The following is a 16,821-nucleotide window of genomic DNA, read 5'->3' on the forward strand; positions in this document are numbered from 1 at the left end:
ATAATTATTTTTTTAAAACTACTATATATCGGTGTTCTAAACTATAAACAAACCCTTTTTCTTCAATCTCTTCATTTAGTTTTACTAACTCCTCAAAGGAATTTTGAACTGAGAATCCCGGAAACTCCCACTCGATTATTTTTGCAAAATATACTAAAGCCCCTAAATCTTTAAATCTTAAATAAGGATAAAATTCTTTCCCTAATATAACTTCAAAATTATTATCCTCTGCTTTTTTTAAAACATTTTTTAAGTTGTTATTAGAATATTTAGGTCTAAATCCTTTTGTTAACCTTTTAGATAAGATTTCATTATTTTTCCCTCCTACCTGCTGAGTTATAAATACTCCACCTGCCTTTAATATTCTATAAACCTCTTTTAAATCAAAGGAAGCATGTCTATTTATTATTAAATCGAATGTATCATCTTCAAATGGTAATTCATCATCCCTTAAAACTTCAAATACCCCTATCCCTAAAGGACTTAGTTTTTCTTTGCAAAGTTTTACGTTTGGCTCCCAATTTTCAGTTATTGAAGTGTTTTTATACGGATGATTTAAAGAAAGCAAAAATTCTCCGCCTCCAGTTCCCATATCTAATAATTTAAAATCATCTTTTAAATAAGATTTTAATATGCTTTCATAATCCCAAGGTAGCTTTTCTTCTTCCCATCTATTTTCTAGATGAGAAAAGTCCCACCCCTTAAAGCTTAATCCTTCTTCTTTTTTTAAATAATTTTTTAATTCTTCTCTATTCATTACTGCTTCCCCTTTTCTTAAATTATTAATCTAATAAATTGGTGCAGCTAAACTTCTTTGATAGTATTAAATTATTATTTATCTTAGTGCAACCTACTATCAAGATTTAAAACTGCACCAAGTATTTAATTCGCTTATTTCCCATAAAGAGATTTCACCCACTTTCAATATTATTTTTCTATTTAACTAATCTATAAAATCCGTTTTCTATATTATTTTCAAACCCAAATCCCTGGTAAGTTTCATTTAGTATATTATACCATATTTTAAATTTATATCCTTAATTCAAAAAGATGCTAATATACATTTCGCATATTAGCATCTTTAATTAAACTTAATTTTATGTTTCTAAATTAAAATTATCTATATAATCTTTAGCTTCTTTATAGTCTTTCCCAGAAAGAATTCTATATCTATTAATTGCTTTGTATTTTTTGCCTTTACCTAATAAATCTTTAACTTCTTTATCTATCTCGATTTTTATTTCTTCTTTGATATTTTCTTTTAAAGATACTCTCTCTAGTATGTAATTCATTCTTTTTACCTCTTCAGATAATCTTTTTAAATCACTACTAACCATAGCAAATATCCCTAAAGCAACTCCAATAGCTATCCAATAAACGTCCATTTTTCCTCCATATAATTATAAATTACTCTCTTCTTTTATAATTAATATATTTAATCCTTAACCTTTTTAGAATAGCTATATATCTTTAATATTTATAATTCTTTTAGATACATTATTTCAGTAGCATTTAAAAACTCTTTTTTGTTATCAGTTTCTTTAAAATCGAAACTTTCATAAAATCTTCTAGCTCTCTTATTTTCTTCAAAAACCCAAAGATAAATTTTATTAAATCCTTGATTCTTTGCCTCAGCTAAGATATGATTCATCATAACTTTTCCGTATCCTTTTCCCAAGTTTTCCCTTAAACTGTGAATACAGATAAGTTCTGCAAAGCCTTCTACTTCCCTGTCACGAGCCTCATCGAAATACGCCATCAAATGAGCCTTATCATCAATAAATAAAATATATCCATTTCCTATTTCTTTTTCTAATAAAGACTTATACATTTCTATAGCTTTATCTATATTAGTGCATTCCTCTAAATCCTCTTTAGATATAATATCTTTAAAAGCATGCTTCCAAGACTCTGTTTGGATAAATGCTAATGTTTTTTCATCACCTATTTTAACTTTTCTTAAATTTACTCCCACTTTAACCTCTCCTTAACTATGTTTATTCCTTAATCTCTTATTTATGGATTATTATCTATTAAAACTAAATCAAAAATTTTTTCAAACTCATAATACGCATCACAATCTATAGATAATAGTTTTTTATTTTTATATAACATATACGTTTCTGCAAAAAATTCTATAGGATCCTCTTTGAAATAATTAGCATACCAGCTATCATTTTTATAACCATTTTCCTCTTGAAAAATTATATCTTTATACTTTTTAATATATTTTTCAAATTCATTATGACTTGAAAAGATATACTTATCTTTTTCAAAACTGTAATCTAATCCGTGACCAAACTCATGTAACATAATGTCACTAGGTTTGTTATCTACAGAATTAGTATCAATATAAATAATCTTTTCTTTATAACTACATAAACCTATTACATCAAAATCCCAATTATCTGTATTTCCATTTTTCACATACGCTTCTACTACATCCTCTGTAAATAAAATATCATATTCACTCATTTTTTTATACTCATAGTGATTAAACCTATCTATAACATTACTATAGTTTAAATTTATTAGCTTATCTATTTTTACTTCTTTTGTATTATAACCTATAAACGTCTGTATAAAAACTAAGATTATACTAACTAACCTCATTTTTACCCCTAACAGATTTAATACTTGAAGATTTATCTTCAACCTCAAGTTATAATATGTTTAGATAAACTTCTTGCTAATAAAAAAAGCTATTCTTCAAACCAAATTATTCACAAATTCGGTTTGAAAAATAGCTACTAAACTAATTTTATTTTTTAGTCTTCCCATCCTTCTGGGAATTCAGCATTGTGGTAAACTTCTTGAACGTCATCGTCGTCTTCAAGTAAGTCTAACATCTTTTGGAATTTCTTGGCATCATCTTCATTTATTTCTGAAGTTGTGTCTGGAATCATTTTAACTCCTGCTTCTAAGAATTCTAAACCGTTTCCTTCTAAAGCTTCTCTAACTTCACCGAAAGCTGCTGGCTCTGTGTAGATAACGAATACGTCCTCTTCAGCTTGGAAGTCTTCTGCTCCAGCTTCTAAAGCCATCATCATTATTTCTTCTTCGTCTAAATCGCCTTTTTCTATAACGATTTCTCCTTTTTCTTGGAACATAAATCCAACGCAACCTGTAGTACCCATATTTCCGCCACCTTTAGTGAAGGCGCTTCTTACGTTACCTGCAGTTCTGTTTTTGTTATCTGTAAGAGTTTCAACTATAACTGCAACTCCTGATGGTCCGTATCCTTCGTATACGTTCTTTTCGTAGTTTACTGAACCCATCTCTCCTGATGCTTTTTTAATTGATCTTAATATAGTATCATTTGGCATGTTTGCAGCTTTTGCTTTTGCCACGATATCTCTTAATTTAGCGTTAGAATCAGGACTCGGACCGCCTTCTTTAACCGCAACCATAAGTTCTTTTCCGATTTTAGTAAATATTTTTCCTCTTTTTGCATCCATTTTACCTTTTTTGGCTTGGATGTTATGCCATTTTGAATGTCCTGACATCTTAATTCCTCCTCATGTTATCTATTTAAATAAATTATTAAAAATTCTATAAATCTTTAAAAATTATATCATATTAATTAATTCCTCTTCAAGAAATTAGCTTGTATTTATAGTTTCTTTACAATTTAAATAGCTTTATACAATCTATTTTCTTCTTTAAAGTAGATTCCCTCTTCTGATTTTTCTATAGATGCTTTCCCGTTTGTAGCTTCTGTAACTTCTTTTTCTATAGTTTCTATTATAGAATTTTCAGCAAATATATGAACTACTACTTTGTCTGTGTATTCTGAGTCTTCTATATGCCAATTATTTTGACCACAAAGGTATTGTATCTTTCCTATAAAATCATAATCTATACTTATAGAAACCTTACTTCCTTTAACTTTTTCAACTACTCCCCCATCCTTAACAGCTATACTAGCTCCCTTTGTGTAGGCTCTAGTTAACCCTCCAGCACCAAGTAAAACCCCACCAAAGTATCTAGTTACTACTACGCAGCAATCAGTTATCCCTTGCTTTTTCATAACTTCTAAAATAGGGATTCCTGCTGTTCCTTGAGGCTCTCCGTCGTCTGAATATCTTTGAATTCCGTAATTTTCTCCAATAACGTAAGCCCAGCAGTTATGTCTAGCTTGTTTGTGCATACTTTTTATTTCGTTTACGAATTCTTTTGCTTCTTCTTCTGTTTCTACCCTTTTAGCATATCCTATAAACTCTGATTTCTTTTCCTCAAAGCTGTCTTCCCCTCTATCTCTAATAGTTATATATGCCATTTATCTAATTCCTCCTTGATGATTTTAAGTCCTTTGATAATTTTTTCTTCATCAGTTTGAGAAAAACCTATCCTAAAAGCTAAATCTCCTTCATCTGCATCTCTAAAAAATAATACTCCAGGAGTTATAAATACGTTTCTTTTTCTAAGTTTAAAGTATAACTCCCTTGAAGACATTTTATCATTTTTTAGTCTTAGATAAAAATTTAGTCCCCCGCTTGGCATCTTAAAATCTATATAGTCTTTTAATTCTTCTTTTATGAGTTTTCCCATAAGGTTATATCTTTTTTTATATTCTACAGAAAGAGTGTGGATATTTCCTCTCCAATTACAATTTGCAATATAATATTCTAGCGCTCTTTGCATCAAACTTGCAGTTGAAATATCAGTATTAAATTTTGCTTTAAAGAAGTTATCGTGATAAACCTTTGGAGGGATTATATAACCTAGCCTAACTCCAGGTAAGAATATCTTAGAAAAACTCTTTATATAGATAACTCTATCTTCTCTATCTAAATACTTAAAAGGAATATATTCTAAACTCTCTTCGTAGATAAGTTCTGAAAGATAATCATCTTCTATAATATAAAAATCATATTTACTTGCTAAATCTAATATCTTTTTCTTTTTTTCTAAACTATAAGAAACACCAGTAGGGTTTTGAAAATAACTCATAGTATAAAATAAACTTATTTTATTTTTTTTAAGTATTCTTTCGAATTTTTCTATATCTATACCGTCTTCTTCTATAGGAACTTCAAAAATATTAGCTCTCTTCCACTTAAAAACAGAAAGAGCTCCCCCGTAAGTTGGCTTTTCTACAACAACGTTGTCATTTACAGTTAATAAAGATTTTGAGGCTATATCTATTCCTTGTTGTGCACCTGATACTATTAATATATCTTCTGTATTTAAAGTATTATCCCAAAACACATTATTTATAGTCTTTCTAAGTGGCTCGTAGCCTAATGTATCTTGGGTTAACAGCACCTCTTCCCCGTCCCTATCTAAAACTTTGTTTATGATATTTTTAAAATCCTTTATAGGAAATAAAACTTCGTTTGTAGTTTCTCCTGTAAAATCTATAAAGCCTTCGTTTAAAACCTTAAAACCTCTACTATAAATATTTCTAAATTTAGTAAGCCCGTCACTTCTTTTTGCAAAGGTGCCACTTCCCATTTTAGAAGTGGCATATCCTTTGTTTAATAAATAATTATAAGCATTAATAATAGTAACTTTATTTACATTTAAAGCTTCTTTAAGTTCTCTTATAGATGGCAGTTTTTCGCCATCTTTTATAATGTTTTTATCTATAAGTTCTTTTATCTTCAGTCCAATGCATTTATATTTTGGTGTATCTTCTTTAAATTGAACTTTTATAATTTCTTCTATCATATAATTCCTATCTACAACTGTAGACTACTTCACTTATTATTACGCTTCCAGAGGAATCTTTAGTTTCTCTGAATTTTTTATTTATAATTCCAAGTTCACTAAGTTCTTTTAATATAAATTGCATTTTGATTTTTTCACCAAAAGGATATAACGCATCTTGAATTTCAGATGTGCTCATAGGCTCTTTTGACTCTCTTATTTCTTTAATTATAGGCCCTGCAATAGTTACTATATTATCGTTAATATAGTACTCTAAATATCTTATTACTCTTTCAATCTCTTTTGATGTTATTTCATTTTCTATAAGGAGTAATATGCATTTTTCAAAAACCTTATCTAAATTCATAACCATGCTTATAGCATCTTTAGTTTCTCTATAACCATTAACGTTTAAATAAAGCTTTGCATAATTATTTAAAGCTTTTATAAGAACTTCAAAAGCTGTGCAAATACCTTCGTTGCTTAAATATTTTTTACAAACTCCTATTTCTTTTAATAGAACTCCTAAGTAAAGCATATTATCTTCTTCGTTTCTATCATCGAATATGTATTTAGATTTGTTATAAACATCTTTTATTTCGTTGTCTCTTGATAAAACTAATTTTGATTTTTTTAATATTTTTGAAGCTATACTATTTTTCCCTTCGTTTAGATATGAATATAAGAAGCTATCTTTACTTAAAACTTTCATATGTACAGCTATATCAAAAACTTCTGAATGCAAATGCTTAACTTTTCCAAATTCATTTTTGTATACAACAAATAAATCAATATCAGACCCTTCCCAAATGTCACCTGTTACTATACTTCCAAAAGCAAACACAGAAATTACATTTTCATTTGAGGATAGGTCACTTAAAATTTTGTTAAATGCAGTTTGGTAATTAACTATAACTTCTTTCAAATTTTTCACGCCGCCTTTCTTTTAGTTTATTATAACAAAATATTCACAATTTAAAAATAACCCCTTGAAAATTCAAGGGGTTTTAGAGCCACAATCATCTATACCGTCACTTTCTATTGTTCCGTGAATAGTTTCTCCAAGTGCTATAGATTCTTCAATTCCTTTTCTAAAGATCTCAGCCCTCTTTCTTAGAGTTTTAAAAAGGCACTCTATTTCATTATTCATATCATGGCTAAGTTCTAATGCATGCCTTATTTCTCTTTTTTTACCGTATGTATTCTTTTGCATATTATCAGCTGAGGTTGCTATACTGTTTGATGCAAAAGCCATAAAATAAATCATATCAACTAAAGGCTTAACTTTTCTTTCATAAAAGAATTTCTCGTCTTGATTTATGTTGAAAGAACTAAGCCCAGCTTTTATGGTATCTAGTTCTAAAACATCGGCATTTAACTTAGCTAAAAGCTGCTCTGCTTCACTAAAGGTGTTTGCCTTTTGAGATGGGAGATTTACATCAACTATATCACTACCGTTATTGATTGCATTTAATTCTTGCTGTGCATTATAAAGATTTGCGTCATTTATAGGATTAGACACATTTCCAATGTTCGTAGTATCACTCAAACTCCCACCTCCTAGAATACTTTCTACTTTTATTTATATTCTAGTTTAATATATTTATTATATATTCCTTAGTTTTATTGTAAACTTCGTCGTCCACTTCAACAGTTAATTTAGTTCCAGATTCAACGTACTCTTCTTCTAAAACTCTTCCGCTTCTATGAAGTAAAGACACCACATCTCCTCTTTCGTAAGGAATGATGTATTCACACTTTTTAAGGCTATAAGGTAGTTTTTCTTCGATTTCATTTAATAAACCGTCAATATTAATTTCTTCTTTTGCTGAAATTTCTATTATGTCATCATAATATGATATCTTTGATTTTAATTCTTCTAACTTTTCTTTATCTATTTTGTCTATTTTATTTAAAGCTAAAATAGTTTCTTTATCTATAGCTCCAAGTTCAGCTAAAACCTCTTCAACTGCTTTTATTTGTTCTAAGGCATCATCGCTTGATGCATCAACTACGTGACAAAGTAAATCTGCATAAATTACTTCTTCTAAAGTTGATTTAAAAGCTTCAACTAAGTCATGAGGTAATTTTCTAACAAATCCTACAGTGTCAGTTAAAGTTATAAGCCCTTTGTTTTTAAGGATAATAGCTCTTGTTGTGATATCTAAAGTTGCAAAAAGCATATCAGCTTCAAATACATCTTCTTTAGTTCTGTTATCTTTTGCAGCTGCAATACTGCATAAAGTATTTCTTAGAGTTGATTTACCAGCGTTTGTGTAACCTACTAAAGATACTTTAGGTATACTTTCTTTGTTTCTTTTCTCTCTTTGGATTTCTCTATTTTTTCTAACCTTTTTAAGCTCTTGATTAAGGTCGTATATAGTTTCTCTTATATGTCTTCTATCTGTTTCTAATTTCTTTTCTCCAGGACCTTTAGTTCCTATACCTCCTCCAGTTCTTGAAAGCACAGTTCCAAGACCTGTAAGTCTACTCATTCTATATTTTAGTTGTGCAAGTTCTACTTGAATCTTAGCTTCTCTACTTTTTGCTCTTCTAGCAAAGATTTCAAGGATTAGAGTAGTTCTATCTATAACTTTAGCTCCTATTGCATTTTCTAAATTTCTAACTTGTGAACCTGAAAGTTCGTCATCAAAAATAATTACGTTAGCTCTTTCTGTTTGTCTAAGATGCGCTATCTCTAAAACCTTTCCTCTTCCTATATAAAAGGCAGGGTCTATTTTGCTTCTACCTTGAAAAACTGAATCAATAACAGGAATCTCACAAGCTTTTGTAAGTTCTTTAAGTTCTTCTAAACTTTCTCTAGTATCAGAACCTACAAGGATAGCTTTTTCTCCTAAATCTTCTTCTACTTCGTTTTCTTTAATAAGACTTTCTGCATGTCTTACTCTATCTAATATATTTATAGAAAATAATTCGTTAAAGCTTATGTTGTTCATTTCCTCAAAAACTAATTTATCATTATATACAGTTAAATTAGCAAAAGAAAAATCAAAAGCTTCTCCATTTTTTACTCCTATTGCAACTATCGCATCAAGTTTTAATTTTAAAAGCGCAGTTAAATCTAGTGCTGAAAGGTTACTAAATCCGTTTGGGTGAGTGTGAATCACACGTACTCCTGAAAGTCTCTTTTCATTTATATCTAAAAGTGGTAGTTCTACTGAAGTAGAGTCACCTATAGCAACTGATTGAACTTTACCTTTTCTATCAATAGCTACACTTATTTCCCTTTCAATTTGACTAGATAATCTTGAAATGGTGTCTATAATTCCATCTGAACAAACTTCGTCTTTAAGTACCTTTACTTTATATAAGTCTTCAAGTTCACTTAAAACTGAATTTTTAACACCTTCTATATTTCCATGTATCATTAATATCACCTCGATTAATAAAAAACTATTCTGAATGCCTTTAATTCTACTCTATTAAAGTTTAAAAGTAAACAATCACAGAAAATATAAGACTTGATTTTTGTCTTAATTTACAGTATTTTTATATTATTAATCTATAGAAAAATTTAATACATAAATACTTATACATAATATTACTTGGAGGGAATTTAAATGGAAAATAATAAGCGTAATATTCTTTTTTCAAAAGAAGAAATACAAAACAGAATTGACGAACTAGGAAAAGTTATAACAGAAGATTATAAAGATAAAAATCTTTATGTTCTTTCATTATTAAGAGGAAGCTTTATTTATGCAGCTGATTTAGTTAGAAGCATAGATACTAAAGCTAAAATAGGATTTATGACTACTTCAAGCTACGGACACAGCGAAACTAGCACAGGTAACGTTCAAGTTGTAAATGATATTCCAGATAACATAGAAGGATATGATGTATTAATAGTAGATGATATCGTAGATACTGGATACACTATGGAATACGTAGTAAACCACGTAAAAAAATTAGGTGCAGCTTCTGTTAAGACTTGTGTTCTTTTAGATAAGCCTTCAAGAAGAAAAGTAGATTTAACACCAGACTATTGTTGTTTTGAAATAGAAGATTTATTTGTTGTAGGATACGGATTAAATTACGGAGATCACTACAGAAATATTCCTTACGTATTTAACTGGGAAACTAAATAGTAATTTAAAAATGAGATGTTTAAATAAACATCTCATTTTATTTTGCAGTTGTTTTTATTCCACCACCAAAGTCTATTGCAGTATCAGGAATATTTCCTACTATTATAACTTCTGAAAGTGGTACTTAAGCTTGTACTTCTATCTCTTCACTATACATTGGAATAATTATCTTTATTCTAGCTTTTACCTTTAAATAAATCTTATGCCTTGTCTGATTTATCCCAGCTCCCTCAAAGGCGCTTTCGTAGGATGTTTCTATGTTTCCAAGTGGCTCCATTTGAATAGTTATCATCGGACCTAAATTATAGTATACACTGTTATCTGTCATCCATCCTAAAGGAACTTCTATTCCATTTTCACCTAATTCTTCGAATTTTTTATTGCATCTTGTTGCGATTTCTGCACTTAATTTATTCATTTTTAATGTATCTGCTTGAATTAAAGAAATATTACCCTTAGAGTCTTTTGAAATTTGTACTATACCATTATCACCAAACTCCTCATTAAAAACTTCAAGAGTAGTTTCATTTATTATTTTTATAGTTTCATTTCTCATAGTAGTCTCTGATATAGCTAAAACTGATGGCATAACTTTTTTATCAAAAACTAATATTATTAAGTTAAAAATAATAAATATGGCGATACTTAATAGTATAATCTTTTTATATTTTTTATTTTTTCGTTTAGGTCTTGTGTAGTAATCCATATTTCACCTTTATATTGAGTTATTATTCTAGTCATATTATAATTATGCTATAATGAATAATTATATTTATTAATTTAAAATTTAATTGGGAGGGAAAGATGGCAGGTAGGAAAAACTCTAAGGGAAAGAATAGTAGGAAATCTAGCAAAAGCCAAGCTTTTAAAAATAGTACCTCAAAAAAGAAAAATACTAAAGGTACTAAAAAAAGTCCTTTAAAAGAAGCATCTAAAAAAAATACCCAATCAAAGCAAATTAAATTTACTAAAAAGGACTCTCCTACTAAACTTCCAAATAATACTTCAAAGGTCGTAAAAAGTTCTGCAAAAAATAAAAACATAGCAGAAACTAAAAATACACTTTCTGAAAGTACAAAAGATATTTCCACTAAACTACCTCAAGATAATTCAATGAAAGCAAAGGAAAAGTCTATGAATAATACAAAAAAGCCGCCTTCAGTTAAAAGTAAAACTTCTACTAAAGGCAAAAAAACTAAAAAAGGAAAAAAGAAAGTTTTTAAATGGATAGGTTTATCGGCTCTTTTCTTATTTTTAGCTTCTATAGTTGTAGGTTTAGGTTTTGTAATTGCAATAATCAAAAACACTCCACCTGTAGATGTAAATAAAGTTCTTTCAAACGAACAAACAGCTAAATTTACTTATAGAAACGATAAATACTGGACTCAACTTAACAGTAAAGAGGACAGAACACCTTTAAAATCAGATCAAATTCCGAAAAACTTAAAAAATGCAATAGTTGCAATTGAAGATGAAAGGTTTTACGACCACCACGGCGTTGACCCTAAAAGACTTTTAGGTGCAACTTTTCACAGTATAGTATATAAACTAACTGGAAAGGGTGGCCTTCAAGGAGGTTCTACTCTTACTCAACAATTAGTTAAAAATACACTTTTAACTAACGAACAATCAATCGAAAGAAAAGTCAAAGAGATGTACCTATCTTTAGAACTTGAAAAATCACTTACTAAAGATCAAATCTTAACAGCATACCTTAACTCTTACCCTGTAGGGGGAGTAGCTTACGGTGCTGGAGCTGGTGCAGAAATGTATTTTGACAAACCAGCAAAAGATTTAAATCTTATACAAAGTGCTTTCTTAGCGGGTATAACTCAAGCACCTACAGCTTACAGTCCTTTTACTGAAGCCGCTAAAAAAGATCCTTCAAGATATCTAAACAGAACTAAAACTGTTTTATTTAAAATGAATGAACTTGGCTTTATTTCAAAAGAAGAATACGATAAAGCAATAAAAGATTTAGATAATGGAAAACTTAAATTTAAATCTTCTAAAAAAACATATAAGTTACCTCACGAAGATTTCTTATATGCAACTTTAGATCAAGTTAAAGCTGATTTAAAAGCTAAATACAAGTACAGCGATGAAGAAGTTAATTCTTTAATCTCAACTGGTGGTTTAGTTATTCACTCTACTATGGATAAAGATTTACAAGAACATACTCAACAAGTTCTTAATAATTATTCAAACTTTAATTTAGCAGGTTACGATCAAGTTGATAAAGATGGAACACCTTTAGTTCAAGCTGCCGCAACTGTTATTGATTACAAAACAGGTGAAGTTGTAGCTATGGTTGGAGGTAGAGGCGAGCAAGGAGCTCAATCACTAAATAGAGCTTATACAGCTTTAAACCCTGTAGGTTCTGCTGTAAAACCTCTTACAGTATACGGTCCTGCTATAGATACTAAAGTTATGACAGCAGGTAGCACAATTTACGATGCTCCTATTCCAAAATCTGTTTACCACTTTAGTCCTAAGAACTCACCAGACCAATATAAAGGTCTTATTCCGCTTCGTGACTCACTTAAGTATTCAAGTAACGTTGGTGCTTACTTAACAGAGCTTAAAGTAGGCCCTGAAACTGGTACTTCTTACGGTGAAGAGTTCGGACTTAAATTTAATAAAGAATCAAAAAATACAATGTCAGCAACTGCCTTAGGTCAGTTTAATAACGATCCTAACGATATAGACGGTGGTAACCCTTATATTATGGCTGCTGCTTTAGGTACTTTTGGAAATGACGGTAAATACGTAAAACCTAGATTATACACTACAGTTAAAGATGCTTCTGGTAAAGTTATTTTAGAATCTAAAAAAGAATCTAAACAAATCCTTTCACCTCAAGCAGCTTATATAGTTTACGATATGATGAAAGGTCCTATAAGCTACAACGCAGGTGGAGCTAAGTTCGGTTCAATGCCTGTAGCTGGTAAAACTGGTACTACTACAGACAGTAAAGATTTATGGTTTGCAGGACTTACTCCTCACTATAGCGGAGCTGTTTGGTTCGGTAGAGATGATAACAAAATGCTTCCAGCTGGAAGAAACAGTTCAACTGCTGCTAGCATTTGGGGTAAAATCATGAGCTACGCTAACGAAGGCTTAAGTACTACAGATATAAAAAGACCTTCTGGTATAGTTGAAGTTCCTATCTGTAGCGTATCTGGTGAACTAGCTACTGACCTTTGTAAAAACGCTCAAGGTGGCGAATACACAAGAGGAGTTTATAACGAGTTATTTATAGCTGGAACTGAGCCTACTAGCTACTGTGAAACTCACGTAAGCGCAAAAGTAAACTCAGCAAACGGTATGCTTGCAGGTCCTAATACTCCTTCGGGATTATTAACTAATAAAATATTTATTAATTGTCCAAATCCTTATATGGGAGCTTTAGATAGCAAGTTCTATCTTCCGACTTCGCAAGATAACACAACTGCACCAGCAGAACCAGAAAAACCAAAAGATGAACAAAAACCAGATGAAAACAAAGATAATAAGCCAGATGAAAATGTAAAACCACCTGAAACTGGAGATAATACAAATCCTCCTTCTACAGGTGGAACTGGAGAAACTCCTCCGCAAACTACTCCACCAACTGGTGGAACAACAGCTGGAGGCACAAACGTAACTCCTCCAAAAACTCCAAATAACCCACCAAAAGCTAATTAGTTTTCACTGAATTTACATTAATTCTTCATAAAACACTGCTACAATAATAGTAGCAGTGTTTTATTTTTCTTCCTTATGAATAATCATAAATCACTTCTTGCATAACTACTTAGTATTTCCTTGTTTTTAACTAATTATGCTATATTTTTTTATAGCTTTGAAGTTTTTGTAGTATTTTCTTGCATTTTTACTTTTTTTGTTATAAAATGTGTTTAGATACTATTGAAATAATAAAATTTTTAGAGGAGGCAATTATGAACATAATTAATAATATCATTACATCATTTAACGACTTTTTATGGACATATATACTTATAGCAATGCTATTAGTACTAGGCGTATATTTCACATGGAAGACTAAATTCGTCCAGTTTAGATACATAAAAGAAATGTTCAGATTATTAGGTGACGGTATTGGCGGCAAAAAAGAAAAAGGTACAATATCTTCATTCCAAGCTTTCTGTATAAGTACAGCTTCAAGAGTTGGTACAGGAAACTTAGCAGGTATTGCAATTGCAATATCAGTAGGTGGACCTGGTGCTATTTTTTGGATGTGGTTAATCGCACTTATAGGTGCAGCTTCAAGCTTTGTTGAGTCAACTTTAGCTCAAGTTTACAAAGAGAAGAACCCTGACGGTTCATTTAGAGGTGGACCTGCTTACTACATGGAAAAAGCTTTAGGAAAGAGATGGATGGGTGTAATCTTCTCAATCTTAATTACAATATCATTTGGACTAGTATTTAACTCAGTTCAATCAAACACTATTGCAAGTGCTTTTAACTCAGCATTCGGTGTTGATAAAATAGTAGTAGCTGTACTTTTAACTTTAGTTACTATATTCGTAATTTTTGGTGGAGTTCAAAGGGTTGCAAAAGTTTCAGAAGTTTTAGTTCCAATAATGGCTATAGCTTACATACTAGTTGCACTTTTTATAATTATAATGAATATAACTGAATTACCAAAAGTATTTGCATTAATATTTGAAAATGCATTTGGTATAAAAGAATTTGCAGGTGGTACTTTAGGTGGTGCTGTTTTAATCGGTGTTAAGAGAGGATTATTCTCAAACGAAGCTGGTATGGGTAGTGCGCCAAACGCTGCTGCAACAGCTACAGTTTCTCACCCTGTAAAACAAGGTTTAATACAAACTTTAGGAGTATTTACAGATACTATTATAATTTGTAGTTGTACTGCTTTTATAATTCTTTTATCAGGTGTAGATTACTTTAATTCTCCATTTGAAGGAATTCAATTAACTCAAAACGCTTTAAGTGCGCAAGTCGGATCTTGGGGTAACACATTTATAGCAGTTTGTATATTATTATTTGCCTTCAGTTCAATTGTTGGTAACTACTACTACGGAGAATCTAACATAGAGTTCTTAACAGAAAAGAAAGTTTACCTATTCATCTACAGAGCGTTTGTTGTAGTTATGGTATTCTTAGGCGCTATCGCTAACTTACAAATTGTTTGGAACCTAGCTGATGTATTCATGGGCTTAATGGCTATCGTTAACTTAATTGCAATAGCATTACTTGGTAATATTGCATTTAGAGTATTAGATGACTACAGACAGCAAAAGAAAATGGGAATAAAAGATCCTATTTTCAAAGCTTCAAATATACCAGGACTTAAAAACACAACTGAGTGGGATTAAAAAAAGGATGCTTTAAGCATCCTTTTTATTTACTCTTAATCTCTTCTACTCTATTACTAAAACTATTAATTATTTCACCAGAACTTGCAGACACAAAATATGTAAACTGCTTTTCTTCACCAGTTTCTAATTTTCCTTTTACATTTACTATATAAGAAAGTTCTAAATTCTCTAAGTTTTCTCTGCTTTCTCCGTAAGCTAAGTAAACTTTATCTATAACCTTTCCATCTTTTAACATACTATTAAAAGCTTTTAAGCATTTTTCTTTTGCCTCATCTTCTGATATTTTTATATTTACTTTACCGTGTTTAGTCTTACCTGAATTATTAAGGTAACCTTCAAGCTTACCATTACTTTTATCTATATTTAAAATCACATCTGACGAAAAGTAAGGATATCCCTCGTCGTACCTTTTAAAACTTATAGAATAATACGATACAGAATCTTTTCTAGTTTGTTCTATCACTTTATCGAATTTATAATCTGAATCGTCTATTTCTTTTATGTATTTTTTAGCTATTTTAATAGCTTCTTCTTCTGATATACTTTTAATGTTAGAAGATTTGATCTTATCTACGAAGTTAATCACTTCATAATTTTCATTTATTTTCACCATAAAAGTTTCATTGTCTAACTCATATATTTTTTTATCATTTTCTTTATCATCTTTTATTGTAACTTTGAAATCTGTATTCTCTTTATAATCAGATTGAATTATTTTTTCTTTAGATAATTCGCTTATAAAATTTTTAGCTATCTTCACTTCCTTACTATTTGTACCATCTTTGTTGTTAATTACGGTAACAATTAAACAAATAAGTAAAACTATAACTAAAATCCCTAAAAAGTTTTTAGTTTCCTTCTTCATATTTCCTCCTATTTTTTCACAGATTGTCTAATATAATTTTACACTATACAATAAAAATTTGGAATAGTATGAATATTTTTTTAAATGTACCATTTATTTAACTAATTTTTATTTTGCTAGGTTATAATAGAGATAATAAATATTACATATAAAATTGATGGGAGGTTTTATTATGAATTTATCAAAATTAATAGAACAAAAAAAGAGAGAAAAAGCTAGAAAAGAAAACAGAAAGAAAGCTAAAACTGTAGCGATTGGGTTAGCTGCTGGTTCTGCACTAGGTGCAATAAGCGGAATATTATTCGCTCCAAAATCAGGAAAAGAAACTAGAGATGATATCAAAGGTTGTGCAAACGAAGTTTCAGATAAAGTTAAAGCTAAAGCTATAGAAGCTACTGAAACTACAAAGAACAATCTTAACGAAGCTAAAGCTAAAATCAAAGATTATTTAGATTCAAAAAAAGAAAATACTGAAAATGTAAGTGAAGAAGAAAAAGTAGAAGAAACAACTGAGGTATAATTTTATGTATATAAATGTTTCTGTGCTATTTGATATCTTACTTGCAATACTTGGAATAGTAGCTTTAATAGTTTTAATTCTTGTTTTATTTAAACTATTAAAAGTACTAACAAACGTAAACAAATTGCTTGAAGATAATAAAGATAACCTAGATAGCACACTTAAAAATACAAAAGATATATCAGATAATGTTAAAGATATCAGCAATGTAGCTACAGAAGCTACAGCTGAAGCTATAGTTATGAAAGATAACTTAACTAGTCATATAGATACTGTTAAAGATATAGTTTCTATTATAGTTTCAACATTTTCTAAAAAATAAGAGCT

General features: G+C 29.9%; 17 protein-coding genes. 5 read left to right on the top strand and 12 right to left on the bottom strand.

All coding sequences use genetic code 11. The features are described from left to right. Positions 1-4: 4 nt before the first annotated feature. The 10 genes from M4I33_RS00855 to hflX form a co-directional block, all read right to left on the bottom strand. Positions 5-757 (bottom strand): class I SAM-dependent methyltransferase, encoded by a 753-nt coding sequence (locus tag M4I33_RS00855; protein ID WP_257914820.1) that lies wholly within the window; start codon positions 755-757, stop codon positions 5-7. A gap of 340 nt (positions 758-1,097) precedes the next feature. After that, a complete protein-coding gene (locus M4I33_RS00860; RefSeq protein WP_257914828.1) occupies positions 1,098-1,385 on the bottom strand; it encodes a hypothetical protein in 288 nt (95 codons plus the stop codon). A gap of 92 nt (positions 1,386-1,477) precedes the next feature. After that, a complete protein-coding gene (locus M4I33_RS00865; protein ID WP_257914830.1) occupies positions 1,478-1,975 on the bottom strand; it encodes a GNAT family N-acetyltransferase in 498 nt (165 codons plus the stop codon). Between the two features lie 41 nt (positions 1,976-2,016). Next, complete coding sequence (locus tag M4I33_RS00870) at positions 2,017-2,613, bottom strand: hypothetical protein (protein ID WP_257914831.1); 597 nt, start codon at positions 2,611-2,613, stop codon at positions 2,017-2,019. Positions 2,614-2,768: 155 nt separating this feature from the next. Further along, entirely contained in the window at positions 2,769-3,506 is a 738-nt protein-coding gene (locus tag M4I33_RS00875; protein WP_257914833.1) for a YebC/PmpR family DNA-binding transcriptional regulator, read from the bottom strand. 125 nt (positions 3,507-3,631) lie between these two features. Then, positions 3,632-4,279: a YigZ family protein gene (locus M4I33_RS00880; protein ID WP_257914839.1), complete on the bottom strand. Its 648-nt coding sequence runs from the start codon at positions 4,277-4,279 to the stop codon at positions 3,632-3,634. Further along, positions 4,267-5,673: a PLP-dependent aminotransferase family protein gene (locus M4I33_RS00885; RefSeq protein WP_257914840.1), complete on the bottom strand. Its 1,407-nt coding sequence runs from the start codon at positions 5,671-5,673 to the stop codon at positions 4,267-4,269. The genes M4I33_RS00880 and M4I33_RS00885 overlap by 13 nt, the downstream gene beginning before the upstream one ends. A 7-nt stretch (positions 5,674-5,680) precedes the next feature. After that, positions 5,681-6,577 carry a nucleotidyltransferase domain-containing protein gene (locus tag M4I33_RS00890; protein WP_257914841.1) on the bottom strand — a complete coding sequence of 299 codons (897 nt, stop codon included), beginning with the start codon at positions 6,575-6,577 and terminating at the stop codon, positions 5,681-5,683. A 72-nt stretch (positions 6,578-6,649) separates the two neighbouring features. Next, a complete protein-coding gene (locus tag M4I33_RS00895; protein WP_257914842.1) occupies positions 6,650-7,201 on the bottom strand; it encodes a hypothetical protein in 552 nt (183 codons plus the stop codon). A 40-nt stretch (positions 7,202-7,241) separates the two neighbouring features. After that, positions 7,242-9,041, bottom strand: a complete 1,800-nt coding sequence (gene hflX / locus M4I33_RS00900; protein WP_257914849.1) for a GTPase HflX — start codon at positions 9,039-9,041, stop codon at positions 7,242-7,244. Between the two features lie 192 nt (positions 9,042-9,233). On the opposite strand from hflX, the gene hpt reads away from it, so the two are divergent. Further along, entirely contained in the window at positions 9,234-9,761 is a 528-nt protein-coding gene (hpt, locus tag M4I33_RS00905) for a hypoxanthine phosphoribosyltransferase (RefSeq protein ID WP_257914851.1), read from the top strand. Between the two features lie 124 nt (positions 9,762-9,885). Here hpt and yunB read toward each other — a convergent pair whose 3' ends face one another. After that, complete coding sequence (gene yunB, locus M4I33_RS00910) at positions 9,886-10,467, bottom strand: sporulation protein YunB (protein WP_257914853.1); 582 nt, start codon at positions 10,465-10,467, stop codon at positions 9,886-9,888. 98 nt (positions 10,468-10,565) lie between these two features. Between yunB and M4I33_RS00915 the strand changes: the two genes are divergently transcribed. Further along, the gene (locus tag M4I33_RS00915; RefSeq protein WP_257914855.1) at positions 10,566-13,448 is read left to right on the top strand and encodes a transglycosylase domain-containing protein; all 2,883 of its coding nucleotides are present in this window, start codon (positions 10,566-10,568) and stop codon (positions 13,446-13,448) included. Between the two features lie 254 nt (positions 13,449-13,702). Further along, complete coding sequence (locus tag M4I33_RS00920; protein WP_257914857.1) at positions 13,703-15,106, top strand: sodium:alanine symporter family protein; 1,404 nt, start codon at positions 13,703-13,705, stop codon at positions 15,104-15,106. A gap of 25 nt (positions 15,107-15,131) precedes the next feature. On the opposite strand, the gene M4I33_RS00925 is transcribed toward M4I33_RS00920, so the two are convergent. Beyond that, positions 15,132-15,974, bottom strand: coding sequence for a PepSY domain-containing protein (locus M4I33_RS00925; protein ID WP_257914859.1), 843 nt, complete (start codon positions 15,972-15,974; stop codon positions 15,132-15,134). A gap of 172 nt (positions 15,975-16,146) precedes the next feature. On the opposite strand from M4I33_RS00925, the gene M4I33_RS00930 reads away from it, so the two are divergent. Further along, positions 16,147-16,494: a YtxH domain-containing protein gene (locus M4I33_RS00930; protein ID WP_257914861.1), complete on the top strand. Its 348-nt coding sequence runs from the start codon at positions 16,147-16,149 to the stop codon at positions 16,492-16,494. A 4-nt stretch (positions 16,495-16,498) separates the two neighbouring features. Further along, complete coding sequence (locus M4I33_RS00935) at positions 16,499-16,816, top strand: hypothetical protein (protein WP_257914863.1); 318 nt, start codon at positions 16,499-16,501, stop codon at positions 16,814-16,816. Positions 16,817-16,821 lie beyond the last annotated feature (5 nt).

Source organism: Clostridium sp. LY3-2 (genome assembly GCF_024705715.1).
GTDB lineage: Bacteria > Bacillota > Clostridia > Clostridiales > Clostridiaceae > Clostridium.

Coding starts and splice junctions, on each gene's coding strand:
- M4I33_RS00875 (WP_257914833.1), bottom strand. CDS start 3,506: ATGTCAGGACATTCAAAATGGCATAACATCCAAGCCAAAAAAGGTAAA.
- M4I33_RS00855 (WP_257914820.1), bottom strand. CDS start 757: ATGAATAGAGAAGAATTAAAAAATTATTTAAAAAAAGAAGAAGGATTA.
- M4I33_RS00920 (WP_257914857.1), top strand. CDS start 13,703: ATGAACATAATTAATAATATCATTACATCATTTAACGACTTTTTATGG.
- hflX (WP_257914849.1), bottom strand. CDS start 9,041: ATGATACATGGAAATATAGAAGGTGTTAAAAATTCAGTTTTAAGTGAA.
- M4I33_RS00915 (WP_257914855.1), top strand. CDS start 10,566: ATGGCAGGTAGGAAAAACTCTAAGGGAAAGAATAGTAGGAAATCTAGC.
- M4I33_RS00870 (WP_257914831.1), bottom strand. CDS start 2,613: ATGAGGTTAGTTAGTATAATCTTAGTTTTTATACAGACGTTTATAGGT.
- M4I33_RS00885 (WP_257914840.1), bottom strand. CDS start 5,673: ATGATAGAAGAAATTATAAAAGTTCAATTTAAAGAAGATACACCAAAA.
- yunB (WP_257914853.1), bottom strand. CDS start 10,467: ATGGATTACTACACAAGACCTAAACGAAAAAATAAAAAATATAAAAAG.
- M4I33_RS00935 (WP_257914863.1), top strand. CDS start 16,499: ATGTATATAAATGTTTCTGTGCTATTTGATATCTTACTTGCAATACTT.
- hpt (WP_257914851.1), top strand. CDS start 9,234: ATGGAAAATAATAAGCGTAATATTCTTTTTTCAAAAGAAGAAATACAA.
- M4I33_RS00880 (WP_257914839.1), bottom strand. CDS start 4,279: ATGGCATATATAACTATTAGAGATAGAGGGGAAGACAGCTTTGAGGAA.
- M4I33_RS00925 (WP_257914859.1), bottom strand. CDS start 15,974: ATGAAGAAGGAAACTAAAAACTTTTTAGGGATTTTAGTTATAGTTTTA.
- M4I33_RS00930 (WP_257914861.1), top strand. CDS start 16,147: ATGAATTTATCAAAATTAATAGAACAAAAAAAGAGAGAAAAAGCTAGA.
- M4I33_RS00860 (WP_257914828.1), bottom strand. CDS start 1,385: ATGGACGTTTATTGGATAGCTATTGGAGTTGCTTTAGGGATATTTGCT.